At 69.6% G+C, this 25442-nt stretch carries 21 protein-coding genes and 3 pseudogenes; 15 read left to right on the plus strand and 9 right to left on the minus strand.

The features are described 5' to 3' along the window. The first annotated feature begins 24 nt into the window (after positions 1-24). Entirely contained in the window at positions 25-1002 is a 978-nt protein-coding gene (locus ACFWZH_RS16570; protein ID WP_384430609.1) for a TauD/TfdA dioxygenase family protein, read from the plus strand. A gap of 101 nt (positions 1003-1103) precedes the next feature. Here the strand turns inward: ACFWZH_RS16570 and ACFWZH_RS16575 are convergent, their stop codons facing one another. Beyond that, on the minus strand, positions 1104-2243 hold the full coding sequence (locus ACFWZH_RS16575) for an alkene reductase (RefSeq protein ID WP_384430612.1): 1140 nt from the start codon (positions 2241-2243) through the stop codon (positions 1104-1106). A 65-nt stretch (positions 2244-2308) separates the two neighbouring features. Between ACFWZH_RS16575 and ACFWZH_RS16580 the strand changes: the two genes are divergently transcribed. Further along, positions 2309-2674 (plus strand): MerR family transcriptional regulator, encoded by a 366-nt coding sequence (locus tag ACFWZH_RS16580; RefSeq protein ID WP_384430615.1) that lies wholly within the window; start codon positions 2309-2311, stop codon positions 2672-2674. A 108-nt stretch (positions 2675-2782) separates the two neighbouring features. Here ACFWZH_RS16580 and ACFWZH_RS16585 read toward each other — a convergent pair whose 3' ends face one another. Next, positions 2783-3247: a peptidase inhibitor family I36 protein gene (locus ACFWZH_RS16585; protein WP_384430618.1), complete on the minus strand. Its 465-nt coding sequence runs from the start codon at positions 3245-3247 to the stop codon at positions 2783-2785. 681 nt (positions 3248-3928) lie between these two features. On the opposite strand from ACFWZH_RS16585, the gene ACFWZH_RS16590 reads away from it, so the two are divergent. Continuing rightward, the gene (locus ACFWZH_RS16590; RefSeq protein ID WP_384430621.1) at positions 3929-5773 is read left to right on the plus strand and encodes a peroxidase family protein; all 1845 of its coding nucleotides are present in this window, start codon (positions 3929-3931) and stop codon (positions 5771-5773) included. A 16-nt stretch (positions 5774-5789) separates the two neighbouring features. Here the strand turns inward: ACFWZH_RS16590 and ACFWZH_RS16595 are convergent, their stop codons facing one another. From ACFWZH_RS16595 to ACFWZH_RS16610, 4 genes are all read right to left on the minus strand, one after another. Beyond that, entirely contained in the window at positions 5790-7412 is a 1623-nt protein-coding gene (locus tag ACFWZH_RS16595) for a GMC oxidoreductase (protein ID WP_384430624.1), read from the minus strand. Positions 7413-7505: 93 nt separating this feature from the next. After that, positions 7506-9725, minus strand: a complete 2220-nt coding sequence (locus ACFWZH_RS16600; RefSeq protein WP_384430627.1) for a serine protease — start codon at positions 9723-9725, stop codon at positions 7506-7508. Beyond that, positions 9722-10039 carry a trypco2 family protein gene (locus ACFWZH_RS16605; RefSeq protein WP_384430630.1) on the minus strand — a complete coding sequence of 106 codons (318 nt, stop codon included), beginning with the start codon at positions 10037-10039 and terminating at the stop codon, positions 9722-9724. The genes ACFWZH_RS16600 and ACFWZH_RS16605 overlap by 4 nt, the downstream gene beginning before the upstream one ends. Before the next feature lie 287 nt (positions 10040-10326). Further along, entirely contained in the window at positions 10327-10959 is a 633-nt protein-coding gene (locus ACFWZH_RS16610) for a type III effector protein (RefSeq protein WP_384430632.1), read from the minus strand. A 128-nt stretch (positions 10960-11087) separates the two neighbouring features. Here ACFWZH_RS16610 and ACFWZH_RS16615 point away from each other — a divergent pair, with 128 nt between their 5' ends. The 3 genes from ACFWZH_RS16615 to ACFWZH_RS16625 all read left to right on the plus strand — a co-directional run bounded on the left by ACFWZH_RS16615 (position 11088) and on the right by ACFWZH_RS16625 (position 12520). After that, positions 11088-11519: an Hsp20/alpha crystallin family protein gene (locus ACFWZH_RS16615; protein ID WP_384430635.1), complete on the plus strand. Its 432-nt coding sequence runs from the start codon at positions 11088-11090 to the stop codon at positions 11517-11519. 103 nt (positions 11520-11622) lie between these two features. Continuing rightward, positions 11623-12018, plus strand: a complete 396-nt coding sequence (locus tag ACFWZH_RS16620; protein ID WP_384430637.1) for a DUF2267 domain-containing protein — start codon at positions 11623-11625, stop codon at positions 12016-12018. A gap of 58 nt (positions 12019-12076) precedes the next feature. Continuing rightward, the gene (locus ACFWZH_RS16625; RefSeq protein ID WP_384430640.1) at positions 12077-12520 is read left to right on the plus strand and encodes a DUF2267 domain-containing protein; all 444 of its coding nucleotides are present in this window, start codon (positions 12077-12079) and stop codon (positions 12518-12520) included. A gap of 67 nt (positions 12521-12587) precedes the next feature. Here the strand turns inward: ACFWZH_RS16625 and eno are convergent, their stop codons facing one another. Further along, positions 12588-13895, minus strand: a complete 1308-nt coding sequence (eno, locus tag ACFWZH_RS16630; protein ID WP_384430643.1) for a phosphopyruvate hydratase — start codon at positions 13893-13895, stop codon at positions 12588-12590. 188 nt (positions 13896-14083) lie between these two features. Here eno and ACFWZH_RS16635 point away from each other — a divergent pair, with 188 nt between their 5' ends. The 9 genes and pseudogenes from ACFWZH_RS16635 to ACFWZH_RS16675 all read left to right on the plus strand — a co-directional run bounded on the left by ACFWZH_RS16635 (position 14084) and on the right by ACFWZH_RS16675 (position 24092). Beyond that, positions 14084-14506, plus strand: coding sequence for a MarR family winged helix-turn-helix transcriptional regulator (locus tag ACFWZH_RS16635; protein WP_384430646.1), 423 nt, complete (start codon positions 14084-14086; stop codon positions 14504-14506). A 664-nt stretch (positions 14507-15170) separates the two neighbouring features. Then, positions 15171-17609, plus strand: coding sequence for an SdrD B-like domain-containing protein (locus ACFWZH_RS16640; protein ID WP_384430788.1), 2439 nt, complete (start codon positions 15171-15173; stop codon positions 17607-17609). A 310-nt stretch (positions 17610-17919) separates the two neighbouring features. Then, positions 17920-18600, plus strand: a complete 681-nt coding sequence (locus ACFWZH_RS16645; RefSeq protein ID WP_384430649.1) for a hypothetical protein — start codon at positions 17920-17922, stop codon at positions 18598-18600. Positions 18601-19621: 1021 nt separating this feature from the next. Further along, complete coding sequence (locus ACFWZH_RS16650; RefSeq protein WP_384430651.1) at positions 19622-19930, plus strand: hypothetical protein; 309 nt, start codon at positions 19622-19624, stop codon at positions 19928-19930. Positions 19931-20015: 85 nt separating this feature from the next. Continuing rightward, positions 20016-20360, plus strand: a pseudogene (locus ACFWZH_RS16655) (acyl-ACP desaturase); the annotation flags it as partial. 58 nt (positions 20361-20418) lie between these two features. After that, a complete protein-coding gene (locus ACFWZH_RS16660; RefSeq protein ID WP_384430654.1) occupies positions 20419-20970 on the plus strand; it encodes an acyl-ACP desaturase in 552 nt (183 codons plus the stop codon). Further along, positions 20967-21236: an acyl carrier protein gene (locus ACFWZH_RS16665; protein WP_384430657.1), complete on the plus strand. Its 270-nt coding sequence runs from the start codon at positions 20967-20969 to the stop codon at positions 21234-21236. Before ACFWZH_RS16660 ends, ACFWZH_RS16665 begins: the two co-directional genes overlap by 4 nt. Further along, the gene (locus tag ACFWZH_RS16670) at positions 21226-22449 is read left to right on the plus strand and encodes a beta-ketoacyl-[acyl-carrier-protein] synthase family protein (RefSeq protein WP_384430660.1); all 1224 of its coding nucleotides are present in this window, start codon (positions 21226-21228) and stop codon (positions 22447-22449) included. Before ACFWZH_RS16665 ends, ACFWZH_RS16670 begins: the two co-directional genes overlap by 11 nt. Positions 22450-22949: 500 nt before the next feature. Continuing rightward, complete coding sequence (locus tag ACFWZH_RS16675; protein WP_384430663.1) at positions 22950-24092, plus strand: type III polyketide synthase; 1143 nt, start codon at positions 22950-22952, stop codon at positions 24090-24092. Between the two features lie 158 nt (positions 24093-24250). Here ACFWZH_RS16675 and ACFWZH_RS16680 read toward each other — a convergent pair. Continuing rightward, positions 24251-24985, minus strand: a pseudogene (locus ACFWZH_RS16680) (Tn3 family transposase). 70 nt (positions 24986-25055) lie between these two features. Continuing rightward, a pseudogene (locus ACFWZH_RS16685) lies at positions 25056-25241 on the minus strand (Tn3 family transposase); the annotation flags it as partial. Positions 25242-25442: the final 201 nt, after the last annotated feature.

The following is a 25442-nucleotide window of genomic DNA, read 5'->3' on the forward strand; positions in this document are numbered from 1 at the left end:
CCTCATCGGAGGGACAAGCCCGCCATGACCACAGTTTCCGCCGGAGAGCTGGAAATCATCCGGCTCACCGGCAACATCGGCGCCGAGATCCGCGGCCTCGACCTCGCCTCGGACCTGCCGCAGGACACCATCACCGCGATCCGCACCGCCCTCGTCACCCACAAGGTCATCTTCTTCCGAAGCCAACACGCTCTGGACGGTCCGGCCCAAGAGCACCTGGCCCGCCGCTTCGGCACCCCCACGACCGCATACCCCACCCTGCCCTCACTCGGCGGTGCCCCCGCCATCCTCGACCTCGACTACCAGAATTCCCCACTCCGCGCCGACTTCTGGCACGCCGACGTCACCTTCATCCAGCGCCCACCGCTCGGTTCCCTCCTCCGAGCGGTGTCCCTCCCGCCCTACGGCGGCGACACCGTGTGGGCGAACACCGCCACCGCCTACACTGCGCTGCCCAAGGAACTGCGCTCCCTCGCGGACGACCTGTGGGCCGTCCACGCCAACACCCCCGACAACGCACCGACGCTGAGCTCCGACGACAGCCCTCAGGCCCGCACGATGCGCGAGACCTTCACAGCCCGCAGCTTCATCACCGAACATCCCGTCGTCCGCGTCCACCCCGAGACGGGCGAACGACTGCTGCTCCTGAGCAAGTTCATCCGCCGTTTCGTCGGCTGGACAACCGAAGACTCCCAACCGCTGCTCACCCTGCTCCGGTCCTACATCCCCGTCCCCGAACGCGTCGTACGGTGGCGCTGGGCCGCGGGAGACGTGGCCTTTTGGGACAACCGCGCCACCGAGCACTACGCCGTCCGGGACTACGACCCACACCCCCGCCGGATGCAGCGCATCACCCTCGCCGGAGACGTCCCGGTCTCGGTCCAGGGAGAACGCAGCCGCGTCGTAGCCGGCGACGACACCCACTTCACCACCTCGCTCGCCTGTCCCCACGACGGCGAGCCGGCAGACCGAGCCCGCTCCGTCAGTCCACCTGCCACCTGAGGTCTGCCGGATGGGGCAGGTGCCGGGCCAACGACCAGTCGTTCGGCTCAACAGGGGGCGGGTGGCGCGCGGGAAGTGTAGGCGGCCCCGGCTCGCGGCGGTCACATTCCGACGGGTTCGGGTGTCTCGGCTCGGTGCTTGGCGGCGGCCAGCACCGGGTAGTCGGTGTACCCGGTCTCACCGCCTGTGTACATCAGGCCCTGGTCTCGCACCGGGTTGAGCGGTGCGCCGATGCGCAGCCGTTCGACCAGGTCGGGGTTGGCAAGGAACGGGCGGCCGAATGAGATCAGGTCGGCTCCCGCCGCGAGCAGCCGCTCGGCCTGGTGCTTTCCGCCGTCGGCCGGCAACGGCTTCCCCCACCCGAGGACCGGGTTGGCGATCAGGGTGCCCTGCCAGGTCTTCCGGATCTCCTGGAAGAGGGGTTGGTCCGGATCCGCGAAGACGACGTGCAGGTAGGCGAGGCCGGCGTCGGCCAGGGCAGCGATGAGCGCCGGGTAGATGTCCTCGGTGTCGCCCTCGTCTATGCCGTTGACGGTGAGTCCGGGCGCGATCCGCACACCTACCCGCTCCGGGCCGATCGCGTCGGCGACGGCTTGGACCACCTCGACCGTGAACCGAATGCGGCCGGCCACCGAGCCGCCGTAGGCGTCGGTACGGTGGTTGGTCCCCTGTGCCAGGAACTGGTGCAGAAGGTAGCCGTTGGCGGCGTGCACCTCCACTCCGGCAAAGCCGGCGTCGACGGCGTTGCGGGCGGCGGCCGCGAAGTCGGCCACGGTGGAGTGGATCTCGTCGATGGTCATCTCACGCGGCACGACGGAGGGCTGGTGCCCGCCGGGAGTGAAGATCGTCTCCGGAAGCGGGACCGGCGAGGGCGCGACCGGCATCAGCCCGCTGTTGTCGGGGTGGCCGACCCGTCCACCGTGCTGCAACTGCAGGAACATCCGGCCGCCCGCGGCGCGCACGGCGTCGGTGACCCGTCGCCATCCGGCCACGTGTGCCTCGTTGTGGATCGCGGTGATGTTGGGGTAGGTCTGTCCCACCGCGTTCGGCGTGGAGGCCTCGGCGATGATCAGCCCCGCGGAGGCACGCTGGGCGTAGTAGGTGGCCATGATCGCTTGCGGGACGCCGTCGGCCCCGGCGCGGTTGCGGGTCATGGGCGCCATCACCAGGCGGTTGGGCAGGTGCAGGGTGCCGAGCCGGGTGGGTTCGAAGAGGCGGGAGTCAACTGGTGTGTTCGTCATGCCGGTACGGTAGAACCTGACATCAGTGTCAGGTTCAAGTCCTGGGTCGGCAGGCGAGGTGGAGAATGCGGATCGGTGAACTGGCTCGGCGCAGTGGGGTGAGCGAGCGTTCGCTGCGCTATTACGAGACGCAGGAACTCCTGAGGGCCGAGCGCACTCCGGGTGGCCAACGCCACTACGGCGAGTGGGCGGTCGACCGGGTCATCCGCATCCAGGCGCTCTACGCCGCGGGGCTGAACAGCAAGAAGATCGCGCAGCTGCTCCCCTGCATGCGTGACGCGGACGGCGCCCCGAACGAGATCGCCACGCCACGGCTGGTCGACGAACTCACTGCGGAACGGGACCGCATCGACGGGATGATCACCGACCTGATTCGCTCCCGCGACGTCCTCAACGAAGTCATCGCCACGGCCTCGGGCCTCACCCCTTGAGAGGGGTCGGGTAGAGCACGCGGCCCCGATTACCGGGACGCTCGGTAACCGGGGCCGCGTCAGGGCGGGTTCGCCCTCGCCGAGACGTACTCGGCGTCGCGCGACTTCCTATGCGGGCCCGCGCTGTTCGATGGCGATGGGGAGAATCTTCACGGACGAGGCGATGTCGTTGAAGTTGCCGTTGTCGTTGTTGAGGCTGATGCGCTCGCCGGGGAAGAGTGTCGCCGGCACTCCGCTGTAGTCGTAGTTCGGGTAGACCCGCACGACCCGGTTGGTGTTGTTGACGATGGAGCTGGTGACGTCGTTGAAGTTGCGCTGGTCCAAGCGCGGCATGTCCTCATTCGTCATGAGGATTCGGGCCGGGCCGCCACCGTTGAAGTCCCAGTTGTCGTAAAGGCACACATAGCCCGTCCTGCATGCCCACGTGCCCGAGCCGTAGTCAATGCCCCAGTCCCTCGGCTGCGCCGGGGCCGCTGATGCGGACCCGGCGAACAACGTCGCAAGGGCCGCTGCTCCAGCAGCAACAGCGATACGGATCTTCACGTGTTCCCCTCCCTCCATGTCGAGCGTCACGCTCTCCCCGAACCTCCCTTCCGCCGCAAGCAAGTCGATATGCGACAAGCCATATGAAATCATCCCATGGTGTGATCAAGTCCCGGCCAACCACACCTCGGTCACGGATGCTGCCGTGCGCGCCGGCGACAAGCACGTGGAAGCGCGCGTGCGGACGGTCCAGAGCCAGGCACACGGCGTCGCCGCGTGCTGCTGCGCGGGCCGGCCGCAGCGGGCCCCGTTCGACATCGGTCGGTGCCCGGCGCACGATGGAAGAGGTAGCGAAAGGCCACTTTTCACCGACCGCGAACCCGGCGTGCCACCGGAGACGCGGAGGTCCTGCGCCGCAGGGACGGGGTGGGCATGAGCGCCCCAGGTGTCCTGGCCCCGACGCAGGATCGCCCCGCGCCTCCGCCCCGCCCCGGCACGGGCACCTGGGCCCAGGACAAGGCTTCCGCCTGCCGGACCGAGCGACGCGTTGGTGCGTGTGGCCCCCGCCCGGACGAGTCCGGCACCCGCCTCTCACTCCTCGGCCGGTGCCGCCTTCTGACGGGCGACAACCTCATGCGGATCCCACCGGAAGCGAGCACCTGCTGGCTCTTCTCCCGTCGTGTCCCGCCGCGGTGCCCCGGGGCGCCTGGTGGCCGGCAACTTTCCGCGCCGCTCGCCGACAGGCACCGCATGGTGTGAAGGAGTCCCACCATGACCAGCCACCACCTCCGCTCCCCTGCTCGGCAGTCCGGCAGCCGCTCCGCCGAGGGTCAGTCCCCCTTCGTCCGCCTCTACGACCGGCTTGCGCTCGCCGCCGACCACCGTAGGGGGTGGCACAACCTGCCGCCGCCCCTCGGCCTTGCCACGCTCCTCGGCCTGCGCAACATCCTGCGGAGAAACAACCTCTACGACACCGGCGCCCAGCCGGCTGTGGGCCTGACTCCCCTCGGCGCCCTGGAGGCCCGGCACCTCACCGAACGCACCAGCGACGGCACGTACAACGACCTCGACGACCCGCGGATGGGCATGGCCGGATCCCGCTTCGGCCGCAACATCCCGCCGGAGCGGACTTTCCCCGAACGGGAGCCGGACATCATGTCCCCCAGCCCGCGTGAGGTGAGCCGCGCGCTGCTCACCCGGCGGGAGTTCATCCCGGCCGAGTCGGTCAACACCCTTGCCGCGTCATGGCTCCAGTTCATGATCCGCGACTGGTTCAGTCACGGTCCGGGAACCATGGAGCAGCCGTGGCACATCGAACTGGTCCCGGACGACCCCTGGCCGGCCCCGCCGATGCTCGTCGCGCGCACCCTTCGCGACCCGACCAGGCCCGACGACGACACCCGTCCGCCCACCTTCATCAACGAGAACTCCCACTGGTGGGACGCATCGCAGCTCTACGGCAACGACCTGGAGACGCAGCGGAAGCTGCGCACCGGAGAGAACGGCCGGCTGCGGTTGCCGGACAACGGCTCGCTCTTCCCCGACGAACCCGACCTGGACGAGGCCAACAAGCCGGGTTTCTGGCTGGGCCTGGCCATGATGCACATCGTGTTCATCCTCGAGCACAACGCCATTTGCGACCGACTGCGCGGCGAGTACCCCGATTGGCCGGACGAGCAGCTGTTCCAACGTGCGCGGCTGATCAACGCGGCACTCATCGCGAAGATCCACACCGTGGAATGGACCCCCGCGGTCATCAGCCATCCGACGACGATCGCGGCACTGCGCGCCAACTGGTTCGGCATACTCGGCGAACGGGTGCACAGGCTGCTCGGCCGGATCAGCGGCAGCGAAGTCCTCAGCGGCATCGTCGGCGGCAGGACGGATCACTTCGGCGTCCCCTACGCGCTCACCGAGGAATTCACGGCCGTCTACCGGATGCACCCACTGATCCCGGACGACTGGAGCTTCCGCTCCGCCGCCGACGACTCGGTGCTGCAGGAAGCGACCTTCCGGGAGCTGGCGGGCCCGCACGCCTACGAGCTGCTCACCAAGCACTCGCTGACCGATCTGCTGTACTCGTTCGGCACCTCGCATCCCGGACTGGTCACCCTGCACAACTTCCCCAAGTTCCTTCAGGAGTACGTGCGGCCGGACGGAAAGCTGGTGGACCTGGCGGCCATCGACATCCTGCGCATCCGCGAAGTGGGTGTGCCGCGGTACAACGAGTTCCGGCGCCTGCTGCGCCTCACGCCGGCCAAGGACTTCGCGTCACTGACCGACGACCCCGAATGGGCCGAGGAACTGCGCCAGACCTACGGCGATGACATCGAACGCGTCGACCTCATGACCGGCATGTTCGCCGAACCCAGGCCGAAAGGCTTCGCCTTCAGCGACACCGCCTTCCGGATCTTCATCCTGATGGCCTCCCGCCGCCTCAACAGCGACCGCTTCCTCACCCGCGACTACACCCCCCAGGTGTACACGCAGACCGGACTGGACTGGATCGAGCGGAACTCCATGGCCACCGTGCTGCTGCGGCACTTCCCTGAGCTGCGCCCGTCGATGCGGGCGGTGACCAACGCCTTCGCGCCCTGGGAACCGGCCGCGACATGACGGGATCACCGGCACCTCACCCACTGATCCCGTCCTCGGCGAGTACGCGTGCGAGGTTGCGCTCGGCGAGCGCGGTGATGGTGACGAAGGGATTCACGCCGATCGAGCCGGGGATCAGCGAACCGTCCATGGCGTAGAGACCGCGGTGGCCGGGAAGCCGGCCGTACGCGTCGGTGGCCCGGCCCAGGACGCAGCCGCCGAGGGGGTGGTAGGTGAAGTCGTCGGCGAAGGGCCGGTTGCCTCCGAACAGGTCGTAGCGGTAGATCGTGCTGTTCGCCCGGTTGATGCGGTCGAAGAGGGACTTGGCGGCGTCGACGGACGGCTGGTTCTGGTCGCGGGTCCACCGGAGCTTCACCGCGTCGGTCGCCCGGTCGTAGGCGAAGCTGCCACGCTCGCGGTTCCGGGTGATGGCCAGGTAGAGGCTGATCCAGTGTTCCAGGCCCATCGGCAGCGGGGCGATCTCGGCGAACACGGGCGTGGTCGGGTGCGTCGAGTCGTCGATGGCCATGACGGGAATCGTGGCCTGGCACTCGCCGGTGGTGTCCCACAAGTGGTTCGCTCGCGCGGTCATGACGTTGCCGTTGGTGCCCCAGCCCAGGCCCACCTCGGCGGAGAGGTCGGGCAGCGCACCCGTCTCCCGGGCGCGCAGCAGGAGTTCCGTGGTGCCGAGGCTGCCCGCGCCGAGGAAGAGGTGACGGCAGCCGATCTCCCGCGTGGCGATGACCCGGCCGGTCTCGTCGATCCGGTCCACGGTGAGGACATAGCCGCCGTCCGGTTCCTGCCGGATCGCGCGGACGCGGTGGAGGGTCTCGATGGTGACCTGGCCGGTGCCGAGGGCCGCGGCCAGGTAAGTGCGGTCCAGGCTCCGCTTGCCGTGGTTGTTGCCGTAGATCACCTCACCGGCAAGCGCCGACTTGGTGACCTCCCCCACTTCTTCGCGCCGCATGTACGAGAAGTCGTAGACGCCCGGCACGAAGGTCGTGCGCAGGCCGGCCCGGTGGGCGTGGGTGCGGGAGACCCGGGCGAACCGGTACCACTTGGTGCTCTCGAACCAGTCCGGGGCAACGGTGTTGACGCCCAGCATCCGGTGGGCGAGCGGGAAGTACCGGTCGTACATCTCGGCCGCGTCGACCTGCGGAAGAACCTGGGAGAAGTACGCGCGGGCCGGGGTGACGGCCATGCCGCCGTTGACCAGCGATCCGCCGCCGACGCCGCGTCCGACGTACACGGACATGGCGTCGAAGCGGACCCGGTCGAGGACCCCGGGGTACGGGGTGATGTCGCGGTTGACGACGTCCAGCCACAGGAATGTCGCAAGCGGTGCCTCTGTCCGGGTCCGGAACCACATGGACCGGCGGTCGGGGACACGCATGGGGCAGAACACCTTGCCGTCCTCGGCGGGCTGGCTCCACAGCCGGCCCCTCTCCAGGACGAGGGTCCGCACCCCCGCCTCCCCCAGCCGGAGTGCGGCCACGGCCGCGCCGTAGCCGGAGCCGACGACAACGGCCGGTGCGTAGTCCTCGGCGCTCCCGGTCGCCGCCCCGGCCGGCGTCAGGCCGATCCGAGTCAGCCCGAGCACGGCCGCGGCCTGCAGGGCTGCGATGCCCACCAACTGACGCCGCGTCAGATTCGAAGTCATGTGCGCATCATGTGCGGAGCATTTCGCTCCGCCTAGAGTCCGCGCACACCTTTCTCGACCCGGTCTGCACCGAAGGCATCGTCGCGGATCGCTTCAGCCGGTGCCGCGGTCGGTGGAGTCCGGCCGTCGCTCGGGTCCGGCCATGGTGGCGATGTCCTTCACGAGTGCCTGGTAGGCGGCTGCCCGCTCTCGTGCCGATACGGAGCAGTCGCGAGTGGTGGCACGGTGGGCGTCGGCTTCCTTCTGCACGGTCATATGAGCCCGCAGCCGTGCCTGATGCTCGTCGTCCCAGTCGCGGAGAGCCGACGGTGTGCGGCCCTGGTAGCCGTGGTCGGCGTACCGGTACACCGCGACGTACAGGCACACGAAGAAGACGGTCGTCAGGATCTGGCCGACGTCGTGCAGCAGTACCCCGGCGACCAGGACGGCGCCGAACACGAAGCCCGCCTTCTGCAGGCTTCCTGGGATACTCGCGCGGTCGGCCGGGAGCCACCTGCGCGGGTGCCGGAGGGGAGGTCGATAGGCCGCACCCAGCCGTACGGCTCTCGGCAACCGGGCGACGTAGGCCGACAGGGCCAGCCAGGGCAGGTGCCAGGAGATCGTTCCGGCCAGGGACGGCCAGGTCCAGCCCCACACGAGCCAGGCCGCCGGGACCATCACCACGCCCCAGGCCCCCAGCCACAGCGTCACGCGGACGGCTGCCCCCCACCGGGCGGCGGGTGTGCACCGAGCGACCTCGTAGGCGGCCCACTGACGCTCATGCTCGGCATGGGCTGCCGCAAGCGCGCGGACTTCCTCCGTACGTGCCGCCAGTTCGGCCTGCCGCTCCGCGTCGTCCGCCGCCTTCTGCGCCAGCCGCTCCGCATCGAGCGCGGCGTACGCGGCGAAGTCGGTGCGGACGAGCCGTCCGATGGGAGAGTCCGGATCGCCGCCCTGCTCGCACAAGCGGTCGTACCAACGGACTCTTCCGGCGGCGGGCGGCGTCAGCCTCCCGAAGGCGGTGCGGATCCACTCCCCGGCACGGGGATCTGGGAGGAGCGTGGCCAGCAGCACACCGCGCGCGTCGCCGTCGGCCCACTCCCGGGCCGGGCCCGGCAGGTCGACCGATCCGGCCACCTGTCGCCAGGACTCCCAGACGTCGTCCCATGCCTCCTGTCTCCCGCGCAGGCCGCGCAGTTCGGTGAAGACGGCCAGTGCGTCCAGCAACCCGCCCGCACACAGGTCCCGGTAGACGCCCGCCGCCGGACCGTCGGCGTCCAGGCGGCCTTGCAAGCACGCCGTGGTCAGCGATTCCAGGGTCACACGTGTGCCCTTCCAGACCGCCTCGCCGTCCGGATCGAGCCAGCACAGCAGGCGCAGGACCTTCAGATCGGGCGTCACCTCCGGATTCGTCAGCCAGCGGTCGATCAGCTCGCGCCGGCCTTCGACGTCCTCGGTGAAGGGGTCGTCGAACTGCTGCAGCCACGCCAGCAGGTCGCGAAGGCCGTCGGTGGGCTCGGACGGTGTGCCCATGCGGTCGAAGAACTGCTGCCGGGCGGTTGCCCAGTGCGCGCGGATGGTCGCCGCCAGATCCCGCGGTGCCGAGTGCAGCGCACCAGCCAGGGCGAGCGGCTTCCTCCTCCGCGTGGCCGATGAGAGTTCGGTGACGGACGGCGCGATCCCGGCATGGCGGGTGAAGACGTCGACGAAGGACACGTCGTCGAGCAGGGTCCTGCCCTTGACCGCTTCCAGCCGCTGGTGTCTCCAGTTGCGGGGGGCTTCCGCCACCACTCCCAGCAGCAGCCCTTCGGCGAAGAGCGCAGCCCCCGACATGCCCTCCCACGGTGAGTTGCCGCTCGCCAGTTCCGGCGAGACGTCCTTGACGTCCAGGACGTACCTGTTGCGGACGATGCCCGAGCCGGGGCGCAGCGCGCACTCGATGTGCTCGATGTCCACCCCGCGTGTCCTGTCGTGCTGGGCACGGGGGAAGCCCATGGCCTGGCAGCCGCCGAGGGGGGAGTCGTCCATCAGCCTCGCCCAGCGCACCGGGGACAACCGCGCGGCGGTCTCCGGCCGGACGAGGTCCTGGGCGGAGAGGAGCAGGGCGGCATCGCACGTCCCCTCTCCCCTCCACACCACCCGGGCGCTGTGGCTGCCCGTTCCGCCCACCACCGTCACCCGTGCCTCGGGCTCGTCCCTGACGACGTGGGCCGCGGTGAGGAGCAGGCGCGGAGTCAGCAGATAGCCGCTGCCCCTGCTGCCGGTGATCTGCACGGCGGCGACGCGGTGGTGCTCGGGGCCCACCGGCCGACCGGCGCGTAAGGTGCCGCTCACAACGTGCCGGCACCGGCGAGACCGGACACGTCACCCTCATCGTCGTCGGCGATGAGCACAGGCTCTCCGCTGGCCTGGACGGGCTCAAGAGTGAGCGACACGCGGTGCGTGCGCGTCCGGCTCATGCCGGCATCGGTCTCCCCGGAGACGACGAACGCGCGAATGCCGCCCCGCGCACGGGCGTCCTTCCGCAGCTCGACGGTGAACTCCAGCGCGATCGGTCCCACCTTGAAAGCGATGTCGCTCCCGGCGCCCTGAGCGGCGGCGCTCAGCAACTCGTCACGTACCGCCTGCACCGCCTCGGCGAGTTCCATGTCCCCGGACCCCAACACATCCCCCTCGTACTGTCGTTCGTCTCGAAAATATGCTGACTCAGAGTAAAGCAAGGGCAACGGCCGGGCAGCGGGGCGAGGCGAGGCTCGCGCATCTCGCCGCACCTGACCGGGGCACATCAACCGGTTCGGCGAGTACAGCACGCACGAGCTGGGCATCCAGCCGGAGGCTTGGGCCCGCCAGGCCGGCCACGTCGGTCTGCAGGTCTCCGCTCGTTCGCCCAGGGGCGGAGGCTGATCGGGCTGCTGTTGCGGTGCGCCGGGCGGGGTCAGGGGGGTGCGAGGGTGTCGAGCCGGGCTGCGAGGTCGGGGTGGGCGGCGGCCAGGTGGGGGCGGGTGGCGGCCAGGGGGGCGATGAGGCGTGCGGGGTCGTCGTGGGCGAGGGCCGCGTGGAGCTCGCTGAGCGGGCGGCGGGCGGCGGGGGAAAGGTCGGAGAGTGCGGTGATCTGCCCGGCGAGGCGGCGCAGGTCTGCCGCGTTGTCGCGGGCCCAGGCGGCAGCGGTGCGGTCGGCGGCCCGGGCCTGACGGGTGGCCTGGACACGCTGCTCGCCGGTGGTGCCGGCCGCGCCGGGGCGGCCGCGCAGATAGCGGCGCTCGGCGGCCTGGCGGCTGGCGACACCGAGAGGGTGGGCGAGGTCGGCCCAGCTGGCGCCCGCGTCGCGGGCAGTTTCGATCAGGCCGGTCTCCCACCCGGCGAGCTGCTCGCGTACCTGCCGCAGCAGCGACAAGGAGGCCAGGGCCTGTTCCGGGCCCGGCCCGAGGGCGTCGGGGGCGTTTGGGGTCTCGTGCTGGGCGGTGCGCAGGGCGTCGTCGATGGCGTGCAGGGCCGCCGCGGCGGCGAGGAACGACGCCGGGCCGTGGGCGTCGGTGCTGGGCGAGGACGGCTGGTCGGCCGGGGTCACGGGCACCTCCCTCGGGTTGTCATCAGGAAGACGACATCGTGTTTGTCATCCATTGGATGACATGTTACAACGGTGTCAGTGAGGCGCATTGGCAGTAACTGCCTGAACCTGCTGGAGGTGTATTCACGATGTTGATGCGCACTGACCCCTTCCGTGAGCTGGACCGGCTGGCGCAGCAGCTGATGGGCCCGGGTACCTGGTCGAGGCCGTCGGCGATGCCGATGGACGCCTACCGCGAGGGCGACGAGTACGTGGTGGCCTTCGACCTCCCCGGTGTCACCGCGGACGCGATCGACATCGACGTCGAGCGGAACATGCTCACCGTCAAGGCCGAGCGCAGGCCGGTCGCGAAGGCCGACGACGTGCAGATGGAGCTGTCCGAGCGGCCGCTGGGCGTCTTCTCCCGCCAGATCGTGCTCGCCGACACCCTCGACACCGAGCACATCCAGGCCGACTACGACGCGGGCGTGCTCACCCTGCGCATCCCGATCGCCGAGCGCGCCAAGCCCCGCAAGATCTCCATCGGCGTCGAATCCGGCCACAAGCAGATCTCCGGCTGACACCGGCCGGACAGGTGCGGAGGACGGGCACCTGATCTCCCCCCTCACCCCGCCCTCCGCACCCCCGTGGGCAGTTTCGAAGAAGTAAGGGGTGGCGGCCGAGATGACTCTGCGACGCGAGGCGTTCCTCGACCACGTGAAGGAACGCGGCGAGTACGGCACTACTGAGGAAGCCGAGCGCGCGGCCCGTGTAGTGCTCGCCCTGCTCGGCGCGCACCTGGTCGGCGAGGTCCGCGCCCAGCTCGCGGCCCGCCTGCCGGAGGATTTCGCCCTGATCCTGCTCAACCCGCTCCAGAGCGCCGAACCGCTCTCACCGGAGCGGTTCGTGCGGGCGACCGCGGCCTGGATCGAGGGCGCCACCGAGCAGACCGCGACCTGGGACGTCAGTGCCGTGCTGTCCACGGTCGCCGACACGGCCGGCGACGACCTGCTGGGGCAGCTCCTGCTCCAACTCCCCGCCGGCTACGACCTCCTCTTCGGCCGCCCCCAGCCCACCTGACCACCAGTGCCGCACCGGCACCACTCCACCCTGACTCCCATGAAAGGCATGCACTGCAGTGATCACCGACGTGCGCGGACCGCTTGAGCACCAGCAGCCGTACTCGACGGCGTACGAGCAGATGCTGGAGAAGGTCCGCTACGAAGGCGCCTACCCCACTCGCGAGAAGGCCGACGAAGCCGTCCGCCTGGTCCTTTCGGGGCTGGGACGCCAGCTGACCGGCGACGAACGCGTCGATCTCGCCGCCCGCCTGCCCCTGGAGGCCGCACGCATGCTGACCGCGCAGGTCCCCGACACCCAGCTCCTGACCGGATGGGCCTTCGTCAAGGACCTCGCTGCCCGTTCCGGCGCCTCCCTGGCCACCACCCGCTGGGACACCGGCTCCGTCTTCGCAGCCGTCGCCGCCCATGCCGGTCCCGACCTCATCACCCGCATCCTCCACCAGCTCCCCACCGGCTACGCGCTGTTGTTCGGCCGCGCCGAACTCACCCCAGCCGCGTAAACGGGCACGCGCGCGGGCCCCCGGATCGTGATCGGGGGCCCGCGCGGTCGCTACCTCTGCCCGCTGTTCACGCCCGGCGCAGTGCGGAGCGGCCCGCGAAGCGTGCCGAGTCGCCCAACTCCTCCTCGATCCGGATCAGTTGGTTGTACTTCGCCGTGCGGTCGGAGCGGGAGAGCGAGCCGGTCTTGATCTGACCGCAGCCGGTCGCCACCGCCAGGTCCGCGATGGTGGTGTCCTCCGTCTCGCCCGAGCGGTGCGACATGACCGCCGTCCAGCCCGCCTGGTGGGCCGTGGCCACCGCGGCCAGCGCCTCGGTCAGGGTCCCGATCTGATTGACCTTGACCAGGACCGAGTTGCCGACGCCGGTGCGGATGCCCTCGCGCAGCAGCGTCTCGTTGGTGCAGAACACGTCGTCGCCGGTGAGCTGGCAGCGGTCGCCGACGCGGGCGGTCAGCTCGCGCCAGCCGTCCAGGTCGTTCTCCGCCATCGGGTCCTCGATGGAGACGACCGGGTAGGCGTCGATGAGCTTGGCCAGGTAGTCGGCGTGCTCGGAGGGGGTACGGCGCACCCCCTCGCCGGCGTAGTCGTACACCCCGTCGCGGAAGAACTCCGACGACGCCGGGTCCATGACCAGGCCGATGTCCGTTCCGGGGCGGTAGCCGGTGCGCTCGATGGCGGTCATCACGAAGTCGAGCGCCTCCTCGGCGGTACGCAGCGCGGGCGCGAAGCCACCCTCGTCGCCGACGCCCGTGGAGTGCCCGGCGGCCAGCAGATCGCGGCGCAGGGTGTGGAAGACCTCGCTGCCCATGCGGACGGCTTCGGCGAAGGCGTCCGCACCCACGGGCGCGATCATGAACTCCTGGAAGTCCAGCGGATTGTCGGCGTGGGCGCCGCCGTTGACGATGTTCATCATCGGCAGCGGCAGGAGGTGCGCGTCGGCGCCGCCGAGGTAGCGGTAGAGGGGCTGGCGGTGGGCCGCCGCGGCGGCCTTGGCGGCGGCGAGGGAGACGCCGAGGATCGCGTTGGCGCCGAGCCGGGACTTCGTGGCGGTGCCGTCGAGGGCGACCAGCGCGGCATCGAGACCCGCCTGGTCCGCCGCGTCCCGGCCGCGCATGGACGCCGCGATCTCCCCGTCGACGTGGGCGACCGCGCGGTCGACGCCCTTGCCGTGCCAGCGCGCGGAGTCTCCGTCGCGCAGTTCCACGGCCTCCCGGGCGCCGGTGGAGGCGCCGGAGGGGACGGCCGCGCGCCCCAGGGATCCGTCCGCCAGGACGACGTCGACCTCGACCGTGGGGTTGCCCCGGCTGTCGATGATCCGGCGGGCGGTGACGGTCTCGATGGTGGCGTCGACGGTTCCGACTGCCTTTGTGGACATGGGAGTTCCTTCCCGTTGTCGTGTGCCGTGGCCCCGGCTGCGACAACGCTGGCGCTGAGCCCGACAACCCAAACCCTACAGCAATGCTGCTCAGTTTTGCTGACCAGTTTTGCTGTACAGGATTACTGCGCAGCATTGCTGTGCAGGTCAGGTGCACAGCTTTGCTGGCCAACGGGGTAAAGTGCCCTATGCCCACCCCGGAAGCCGCCGCCATCGCCGTCGAACTGCGCACCGCGATGGGCAAGCTCACCCGACGCGTCAAAGACGAGGACCGCATCCCGCTGGGCCAGGCCGCCGTGCTCGGCGCACTCGACCGCAACGGCGCCATGACCACCAGCGACCTCGCCGCCGATCAGCGCGTACGCCCCCAGTCGATGGCCCGGTCGGTGGGGCTGCTCATGGAACAGAACCTGATCACGCGCCGGGCACACCCCACGGACGGCCGCAAGTCGCTGGTCGAGCTGTCGGAGGCGGGGCGCGCCGCGCTCGAAGCGGAGCGCGGCCGCAGGGCCGGTTGGCTCGCGCAGGCCATCGAGGCCGAACTCACGGATGAGGAGCGGGCATTGCTGGCACGGAGCGCCGCCCTGCTGGAGCGGCTCGCCACACGCTAGCGTCCCGTCAGCCGGCGGCCGGCCACCCGCCGAGCCCCGCCGAGCCCCGCCGAGCCCCGACGGAGAAGGCGTCCGGCCTGGTCCCGTTTCTACGGGATGGCGTGCGGGATCTACCGACCGGATTCGGCCATCACTTCACCGTCGCACATTCTTCCGGTCGCCATTCTCTGGGCGTTCGGAGAATATCGCGGACCCTGATGGATACGAGGGTTCTGCTGGTGACGGGAGAGTCCAGTGGATAAGCTATCGCGCGCTGTCGCGATGGTGGTCGGTGAGGTCCGGGGTGGGGGCGAAGGCACCGTGATTGAGCTGCAAAAACACGCAACCCAGAGCGGTCTCATCCGAGGTCGCGAACGTGTGTTTGCTTTTCCTGGCCCGCGGCTCTTACGGCTCACCCGCAATATCCTCAAATGATCACCATGAAAGCGGTCCACGCAACAGCAGTGGGCCCTTTTTTCTTCCGTGACGTTCGCGACCGGAGTCCGCGCCTGGGGTCACGAAGTGGACGCGTAGCAAGAAGTGGGCGCTTCGTTTTCACGACGAGAGAAGTGTGGAGTGTGATGCCATGAACCGACTCGGCAGAGACTCGCGCCGGTTACCCTGGAGGCTTGTGGAGCCGCCGGCTCGCATCGCGTTATCTGTTCTTTTGCTGGCAGGCGGCGCCGTGGGAGCGACGGCTGGACCGGCCACCGCTTCGACCACCGACGGCACGCTGACGGTTGAGGTGCTGCGCGACTTCTTCGGCACCGGCGTGATCAACGCGACGATGGACGTGCCGCAGCGGGGCATGAAGGTGGAGATCTCCGACCCCGCCGGGCACGTTGTCAGCGGAGTCACGGATGCCACCGGAAAGGTCGTGGTGTCGCGGTCGACCGTGCTGAGCGGCGGCCGGTACCGCGTCGACGTCAGCGTCCCGGCGCCGTACAGCGACTATCTGCGGGCGGCGCCCGCGTCGACGGCGGAGAACCACTTCGACAGCTTCACGTCGTTCGTCGATGTGTCGGGCGGAAAGAACGCCTCGGTGGTGACGGCGGTGTGGGATCCGGCCGACTACGCGCTGCCGGACTCGCGGTACTTCGTTCCGATCCACAACGGCGCCAACGGGACCGACAACCGGGCGTTGGTGGCGTTCGGGACGAAGACCCGGGGCACGTGTCCCTCCGATGTGGCGTGCCCGACCACGCTGGCCACGCAGGCCCAGGTGGGCACGACGTTCGGGTTGGCGTACGACACGTACCGGACCCGGCTGTTCCAGAGCGCGTTCGCCCGCCGGTACGCCCCGTACGGGCCGCAAGGCGGGGGCGCGATCTACACGGTGCCGGTCAACGGCTCGGGTGCGCCGGAGCTGTTCGCGCGGGTGCCGGATGCCGCGGTGACGCGGCACGACACCGCCAACATGATCAAGGATCCCGGGTTCACCGACGCACCGGGCAAGGAGAGCATCGGTGGCCTGGCCCTGTCGGAGGACGGCTCCACGCTGTACGCGGTGAACCTGCGAAGCCGCAGCCTGGTGGGCTTCGACGCGACAGGGGACACCGCCGCGGCGCCCAAGTCGACGGTCCCGATCCCGGACCCGGGGTGCGCGAGTCCCGACGACTGGCGGCCGTTCGGTCTCCAGGCCCACAACAACACGCTGTACGTCGGCGGCGTGTGCAGCGCGGAGAGCACGCAGCGGCGCGCGGACCTGAAGGCCTTCGTCTCCACATACGACGGCAAGCGGTTCACCACGGTGCTGAGCCACCCCCTCACGGACAAACGCGGCACCGTCTTCGGTTCCGGCGACAAGGCCACCCACTGGAATCCGTGGAACACCAGCCTGGACACGTGGGACGACCGGAAGGCGGGCAACGTCTTCATCGATCCGCAGCCGGAGCTGTCCTCCCTCGCCTTCGCCCGCGACGGCTCGATGGTCCTCGGATTCCGCGACCGGTTCATGGACGTGCTCAGTTGGGGAGGGCTGGATCCCCGCCCGGGGAACAACACGGCGGAAAACGGCATGTCCGGTGGTGACATCACCATGGTCTGCGCCACTCCCGCCGGTGAATACCAGTGGGAAGGCACCGGGAGCTGCCCCAACCACGCCGCCCCCGCCAACAATGGCGGCCAGGCCGCCGATGTCGTCGAATACTTCCCGGGCGACTTCTACGCCAACGCGCACCAGGAGACCGCGCTGGGGTCGGTGGCCTATATCCCGCAGCAGCAGTGGGTCGTCAGCACGGAGTTCGACCCGGTCGTCGACGTCGCGACCTCAGGGACCGGGTACCACGACATCACGACCGGTCAGGGCCCGGGCAACAACCCGAAAGCCAACGGGTTCCAGTTCGTCAGCCGGGAACAAGGCGGGTTCGGCAAGGCCGGCGGGCTCGGTGACATCGCGTACGCGGCGGCGAACGCGCCGATCCAGATCGGCAACGTCGTGTGGTTCGACGGCGACCACAACGGGGTCCAGGACCCGGGTCACGTGCTGCTACCGGGGGCGACGATCAACCTGCTGGACGCGGACGGCAAACAGGTCGCCACGACCAGGACCGATGCCGCCGGTGAGTACTACTTCGGTGGGGTCGGCGCCGCGTACGAACTCACGCCCGGCGCGAAGTACACGGTGCAGTTCGACGTATGCACCGCGGACACCAGCCAGGTGCCCGAGAAGCCACCGGCGAGCGAGCTGAGGTTCACGCTCCCGCGGGCCGGTGCCAACCGTGCGCACGACTCCAATGTGACCCCGCCGACCACCGGACCGTTGTGCAACGGCTCCGCGCCCGTCACGGCGCCGCGCAAGCCGGGCGGGGTCGATCACACGATCGACGCCGGGGTGTACATCCCGAAGGAGACGCCGACCCCGACGCCGACACCGACTCCTACACCGACCCCGACTCCCACACCCACACCCACACCCACGCCGACGCCGCCCGCGGACTCCGCGGCGCCGTCGCCCGCGCCGTCTGCCAACCACCCGGCCCCGGCCGGTGGAGGCGGGGGTGGTTCGCTGGCGAACACCGGTACTCCCGGACTGACGGAGATGATCGGCATCGCTGGTCTGCTGGTGAGTGCGGGCCTGGTCATCGCGTTCGTGACCCGGAATCGTCGCGCCCGGCAACACTGAACGCACCGCACAACGGTGATCCGCCCGCCCGCGATCCGCATGGCGCGGACGGGCGGATCACGTCTCGGCCGGTCCACGAGGACCGGCCTTGGCGCCGTCTGCCACCGGACCGCCGAGTGCCGCCACAAGCCCGCGGCGGCCGGACGGTGTGGTGATCGAAAGGATGAACCGGAGAGTGTCACCGTCGAACCGCGTGCGGAGCGTGAGAATCCGGCAAGCCCCACCGCGTCGTCCGACTGAGCGGCGTCGATGGCCGCGATCGCGCCGGGCCGCGGCCGTCATCGGCATCGCGGCCGTCGCGGTGGCCGCGGTGGCCGCGTTCCTGGTCGCCGACGGCGGCTCCGGCGCCGGCGGTCCGCGCCCGCTGACGACGGATGAGGCGAGCCGGTTGGCGATCACGCGATTCCGTAACTACCAGGCGCAGGGCCGCGCGGTGACGATCACCGTGCCGGGCGCTGCCGGCGGGCTGACCGTCACCGGGTCCGTCGATTATCGGCGCAAGGTCGGTTACGGCGTGGTGCACGGCACCGGGCGCGTCAAGTCCAGCGACGGGCTGATCCAGTGGACGCCCACCTCGGTGCACGTCCGCCCGATGACGGACGCCCCGGCGCACGCACCCGCGTCGCCGCCCCGTTCGGGCTGGTACGACCGCCCGCCGCTGTCGTCCGGCAGCGCGCTGGACACCTCCCTGTCCATCGCGCTCGGTCTCGGTGGCGACCGGCCGGACAACGCCGAACTGCTGCCGCAGAACGGCGCCGCCTGGCGGGGGCGGGAGCAGCTGGACGGGCGCTGGGTGGACGTCATGACCGGGCCGTCCTCCCCTGGCCGCTCCGGTACGGCGGGCAACGTGCGCTACTGGATCGGCGCCGACGGCACCATGTACCGGGTCCGCGTCAGCGTGGGTTCGCAGCCGGAGCCGGTAGTCATCGATTTCGACACCCACAAGTACGTGCCGGTCAGGCCGGTACCCAGAACCACCTCGACCCGGTAGCCGCTGTTCAGGACGTCCGTACTCGGGGTCCCGCCGGTATCGCTCCGGGATTGAACGCCAAGGGGGCCCGGTCAAGGTAAGCCGGAAAGGTGCAGCGGGATGATCTTGAGACTCCAGGATGGCAGGCGGGAGCGGTAGCGGCTCTCATAAACGGTCCTTTGCCGGAGCAAGATCGACAACAGGCCGCCGGGTGCCCGTTGATCTTGATTCGGTTCTCAGAACCTGTTCTCACTCAAAAGCGGGTTACACCCCCTTCTGGGACTTGCATTGTGCGAAAACCCGGGCCCATGACGGGCCCTCAGCAGCCTTCCCCTACGGCCGGTCGGACGCCGACGACGTCGAACAGCACGCCTGTCCGAAGTGTGACGCACAGCCCGGCTCGCCGTGCCGCTCGCGCGGCGGCGCGGTCGCCTCCCCCTACCACACCCGCCATGCCCGACGGCGATCGGGACAGCCTTGTGCTGGTAGCGGTAGACCATGGCACTGAGCGTGCCACGACAGAGCAAGGAAGACCGTGCATGCGCGCTGGAGGGGCTGTCCCGGGTTGATTGCGCCGGCCTGGTCAGACCAAGGCTCAAGATCAACTACTGGCGGCTTTTGGGCTCACCTCGGCGATACCCCGATGACGTACGCCCCAAGTCTGCTTCGTGCGCCCCTCCGTCGCACGTGTGCCCCGGAGGGGACGGTGGGGATTCGGTATGTATGCGGAGGAGTTCCGCCCCTCCTGCGAGGAAGGCCCGAAGGGGCCAAGGGCAGGATTCGCTTGGTGTGGGGGTGCCTTCTCACCGTCCCGCCCGGCTTGGACAGAGCAGGTGTTCCGTGACAAGTGACGACAAGCAATGTGGCAAGTGACGAAAGCAAAGGGGCATCACATATGCCGACTCACATCCTTGCTGGTCTGGGAACTGCTAGCTCCAGCTACAGTCCGCCCATCACCCAGAGCGCACAGACGGTCACTGTGCACAGCGCTACGACATTTGTGCCGCCTGTGCCCTGTGCCGATGCCCCTACTAGGCTACTGATGTCCTCTCGGGTCGACGGCACCTTTGTGACTCAGTGCCTGGGCACCGTCACCGAGCCGAACCACCATGGCACGCTCAAGTGGTCGGACGGCACCACCAGCGCGTTCAACGTGAACACGTTCACTGCCGAACGCGTGGAAGGCCACATTGTCGGACATGCCGAGGGCACCATCATCAATGGGCACTACTCGGGTGCCACCATCAATCTTCTGCCTCTCCGGCTGGCAAACCAGACCGCAGCCTGCCTGGCCGGTAGCAGTGTTTCTGGCGGCACTGGTGCAGAAGTGGTCGTCGTGACACTGCCCTGAGCCTGGATCAACCGGTCCGTAACGGGGGCGCCGGTCTTCTCCCGTCTCGCGCGTCGGCGGAGCCGGGGCGCGCAGCAATGAAGAGATGGTGCATGTGAGCGACGCGACAGCAGGTGCCTTGCGGGACCTGAAACCGTCGGTGGGGCGTCTGCTCGACCGGCATCTGGCGGTGGCCCGTGAGTGGTTCCCCCATCAGTGCGTGCCGTGGGGCGGAGCACGGGACTTCGACGGCCCGCTGGACGGTACGGGCTGGAGTGCGCGGCAGTCGGCGCTGCCGCAGGCGGTGCAGGGCGCCCTGCTTGTCAACTTGCTCACCGAGGACCATCTGCCCAGTTATCACTTCGAGATCGCGGCCCGCTTCGGCAGGGACGAGGCCTGGGGTGCTTGGGTGCACCGATGGGCGGCGGAGGAGGATCGCCACGCATGTCTCATACAGGACTACGTCCACGCCCGTCGTGCGATGGACCCGGTGGCCCTTGAGGAGCTGGTTGCGGCATGCGGGCGCCGGGTACCGCAGCGACCTGCCGACCGTCCTGCATGCGCTGGAGTACGTGACGGTGCAGGAGCTGGCGACCTGCCAGGCGCACCGCAACGTGGGCGTCATGTGCGGTGCCCTGGTGGGTGAACAGCTGTTGGCGTGTATCGCCGCAGACGAGAGCTTGCACATGCTCTTCTGCCGGGATCTGTACGCCGACGCCCTCCGCGTGTTCCCGGGCGACGCGCTGACGGCTCTGACCGACGTGATCTGCGACTTCAGGATGTCGGGCACGACGACTCCCGGTTTCCGCGCCCGCGCTCTGCGGGTCGCGGCCGCCGGCATCTTCGACCTCGATGTCCACCACCAGCACGTCGTGCGGCCCCTTTTGCGCGCCGTGGGAGTGATGAGTGGCCCGGCTGGCGAGCAGGCCCAGGAGCGACTGGGGCAGCACCTGGAGTCGCTGCGGGCGCAGGCGTCCCGCGCGCGAGAACTGTACGAGCGGATGAACGCCGGTGACGGTCCAGGGCGTTCCCGCACCACAGCACAGGAGGTCACGGCATGACACAGGAAGCGGGACAGGACATCCAGCCGGTGCTGCCCGAGCGTCTGGTCACCCTGCTGACCAGTCATCTCGACGTCAAGGCGGACCCGCAGCAGCTGACGGCGGCGACGACATTCGAAAGCCTCGGGATGGACTCCTTGTCCTTGATGGAACTCGTGGTGGCGGCCGAGGAGGAGCTCGGGATCGTCCTGCCGGAGGACGCCGTGGAACTGTCCCCGATAGCCACGCTGGGCGAGGCCGCCCAGGTGTTCGAACGTGCGCGCTGAGGTCGCGGTCACCGGACTGGGTCTGGTGACTCCCGCGGGGCACAGCGCCGAGGACAACTGGGCGGCTCTGTGCCGGGGCCGCTCCCTGGCCGCCTCCGATCCGGAACTCGCCGGACTGCCCGTCGACTTCTCGTGCCAGGTACCCGGTTTCGACGCCGTCGCCGAACTGGGACGGTCTCTCGCCCGGCGGGTGGACCGGTTCATCCAGTTCGCCCTCGTCGCCGCCAGGCGAGCCGTCGCCGACGCCGCGCTCGAGCCCACGTCCTGGCCGGCCGAGCGGGTGGGCGTCGTGCTGGGCGTGGGCTCGAACTGCCTGAGTACCTACGTCACCGAGTTCGGCCACCTCGGCGCGGGCCGCCCCGAGCGGGTCTCACCGCTGGCGCTGCCGCGCAGTGTGCCGAACATGGCGGCCGGCGAGGTCGCGATCGACCTGGGCGCCCAAGGGCCGAACTTCACCACCTCCAGCGCCTGCGCGTCCGGCGCGACCGCGATCGGTGTCGCACGGGACCTGCTGCGGTCGGGCACCTGCGACATCGTCCTGGCAGGCGGCAGCGAATCCGGGCGCTCCCGCATGACGGCGACCTGCTTCACCCGGATGCGCGCGCTCTCCCGACAGCGGGAGCGGCCGGAGCTGGCCAGCCGGCCGTTCGACGCGGCGCGGGACGGCTTCGTCCTGGGCGAGGGCGCCGCCGTCCTCGTAATGGAACGCCTCACACAGGCAAAGGCCCGTGGCGTTCCGGCGCAGGCGCTGCTGCGCGGTTATGGAGCCGGTGCGGACGCCCGTCATCCGGTTGCCCCGGACCCGGCCGGTGCCGGAGCGGCCCGTGCGGTCCGCGCCGCGCTGGAGGACGGGGCCTGCGCTGCGCGTGACGTGGGTCTGGTCAACGCGCACGGTACGTCGACACCGTTGAACGATGCCGCCGAGGCCGCGGCCCTGACCCGGGCGTTCGGTGACGACGTGCCACCGGTGACCGCGTCCAAGGGCGTCATCGGTCACGCTCTTGGCGCGGCTGGAGCGATCCAGGCCGCGTACACCGTCCTCGCCCTGCGCCGCCGCCTCATCCCGCCGGTGGCGAACTTCCAGGGCCAGGACGGCGAGTACAAGCTGGACATCGTGGCCGGCCGCCCGCGCCCGGTCGACACAAAGACGGCTATCAGCTGTTCCTTTGGGTTCGGCGGGCAGAACGCCGTCCTGCTGTTCACGGCCCCCTGAGACGGACAGGATGCGAGTGCCAGCGTTGAGGCAGCTGCCCCCCACCGCTCCGGCTGCTGCTGGCACCCGGGCCTTCCACGACGTGGTGCGGGCCGTGCGGAACACGCCCGCACCCGGCACCGTGGTCGTGGGTGGCCGAGCCGCCGAAGTCACTGACACCGCTGACACCGTTGCGGGCGCCCTGCCGTGGTGCCTCACCGCGCTGGGTGTGGGACTCACGCTCCTGCTCGGCGCCTTCACCCACAGCGTGATCGCGCCGCTGAAGGCGCTGACGATCGTCGACGGCATCGGCCGCACCGGCAGACTGATGACGTCCGCCCCACCCGCCGTCGCGGTCTCCACGGCGGCCATGGGCACTTCGGACGTGGCCCTGCTCAAGCTCATCGGCATCGGCGTGGCGCTGGGCGGGGCCGTGGACGCCGTACTCGTACGCGGAGTGCTGGTGCCCGCCGTCATGACAGAAGCTGACCGCACACCCGGAAAAGAGCGGAGGGTAATCGATGGGGGAACCGACGCAAGACTCCACCACCCAGACCACGTACCGCCACGCACGAGCGCCGGAAGGCCCCTCGCCCGCTCCGCGGATCAGGGCGATCAGGACGGCGTTCCCGCCGTACCGCTACCCCCAGCACGAGATCATGGCCACGCTGGCGCGCACCACGCTCATGAACTCCGCGACCGGCGTCCTGATGCTGCGGAAGATCGAGGCCAACGCGGGCGTGGCCACGCGCCATCTGTCCCTGCCCCTGGGCAAGCTCGTCGAACTGGCCGATCGCGACGACTTCACACAGACCAACCAGGTATGGCTGCAAACCGCCCTGGATCTCGGCGAGCAGGCCCTGACCGGAGCCCTGAGCGAGGCCGGGGTACGTCCCGGGGACGTCGACGCGGTGATCAGCACCACCGTGACGGGGCTGGCCGTACCCTCGCTGGAAGCACGACTGGCCCAGCGAACGGGATTGCGGCCGGACATCAGACGCATCCCGCTGTTCGGCAACGGCTGCGCCGGGGGAGCCGCGGGTCTCGCCCTGCTCCGCGACTACCTGAGCGCGCACCCGGACCAGATCGCCGTCCTGCTGGCAGTGGAGCTCTGCTCCCTGGCCTACCAGCAGAAGGACGGATCGATGGCGAACATCGTCGCCGGCAGCCTGTTCGGCGACGGCGCGGCGGTCGTGGTGGCGGCGGGCGGCCACCGGGCAGGCGAGCGTCAGGGGCCACAACTAGTGGACAGCGCAAGCTGGTTGGTGCCTGACAGCGACGATGCGCTCGGCTGGGCGATCGGCTCCCACGGCTTCCGGATCCGTCTGGCGCCGGAGGTGCCCGCGCTCACCGAGGCACACCTGCCCCAAGCCGTGCACTCCTTCCTCTCCCGGCATGCGCTGACGACCGACCGGATCGGCAGCTGGATCATCCACGGCGGCGGGCCGAAGGTGCTCACCGCGGTGGAACGGGCTCTGAGCCTCGCGCCGGACGCCACCGTACTCACCCGCCGCTCCATGGCCGACCGGGGCAATCTCTCGTCCGTGTCAGTCCTCGATGTCCTGGACACCGCGATGGGAAGCCCGCCCCCGGCCGGCACTCATGGGCTCGTCGCAGCCATGGGCCCCGGATTCGCTGTCGAACTCGTTCTCGTCCGCTGGTGATCGGCTGCGGCTACTGGAAAAGAGATGCCATCATGACCGACGCGGGCTTCCCCCCTCCCCACCTGGGAGAATGCAAGCCATTGTCAAGACCTGTGGATCGTGTCTGCGAGGCGCAGTGACGGCATCTGAGCCCGTGCCACGCTCAGGGCGCTGGCGGTTCATCCGTTCCCACTTCCCCCGTCCGTTCTCGTGAGTCTGGTCTTCACCAGCGGGGACAGGCGTGAGCGGATCTCGGGGGAGATGGTCACGCCCCCGGCTTCCAGCTTCTTGACCGCCGCATCGGTGTAGAGCGTGTTCCACCACACGACGGCGTTGAGGGCGAGGCCGAGGGCGGCGAGCTGATCTTCCATGCCGTCGCGGTAGCTGTGGCGGAGCTCGCCGAGCCGTCCGAAGAAGATCCGCCGGCCCAGTGAGTGGCGGCCTTCACCGATGTTGAGCTGGACGCCGATCATGCGCCGGTATGCCTCGGAGTCGAGGAACTGGAGCAGGTGGAGGGTCTTGAAGATCCGCCCGTAGTGGGCGAACGCGTCCCCGAGGCCGGTCATGCGGTCGCCGCTGGCCATCATCATCCGCAGCAGGTCGTACGCCCGCACCTTCCCGGTCTGCAACGACCCGGCGACACGGAGCATGTCCTCCCAGTGCTGGCGGATCCGCTCGGCCTGCACCCGGTGCTAGGAGACCGGCTCCAGCGGGCCGTAGTTCGCGCTCATGTCGAAGCGCCACAGGCGGGCGTCGGAGATGTCGGCGATCCGCGGGGAGAACTGGTAGCCGCAGATCGCGAACAGCCCAAAGACCAGGTCGCTGTACGAGCCGGTGTCGGTGATGACGATCTCGGGCCGCTCGCGGACATCGAGGTTGAACACCGCGTCCAGGATCCCCAGGGAGTCGCGCAGGGTGCCCCCAGTCCACGGACGTCAGGCGCGAGCGGGTCAGAGCCTTGTCGCCGGGCTTGATGACCGGCTCCAGACCGATGTTGGTGGACTTGTGCACCAACAGGGCGGTCAGGGTGATGTCGAGGTCGTCCGGCCTGGCGACCTTACCGCTGATGTGCTCGAAGGCGTCCAGCATGCCGGTGTGGGCGTGGACCTCCAGCAGCAGCTCGGGATGGTCCACCTTCGGCAGCATCGCCTGCACGGTGTCGTGCACCATCTTGTATCCGGCGGGCTCGGGCTCGGCCTGAAGCCGGTCCAGACGGATCTTCCCGCCGACGATGTCCACGGCCGCGTTCCCCGGCAGCCCTTCGGCCACATGCCGGTACGTCTCATCCAGCAGCGCCCCAAGCTCGCCCAAGTGCTCGTCGGCGGTGTCATGATGGTCACCGCGCCCCTGAGCTTCACCACGGCCTTCCGT

Origin of the sequence: Streptomyces sp. NPDC059008, assembly GCF_042749045.1 — a bacterium.
In the GTDB taxonomy this organism is placed as follows: Bacteria; Actinomycetota; Actinomycetes; order Streptomycetales; family Streptomycetaceae; genus Streptomyces.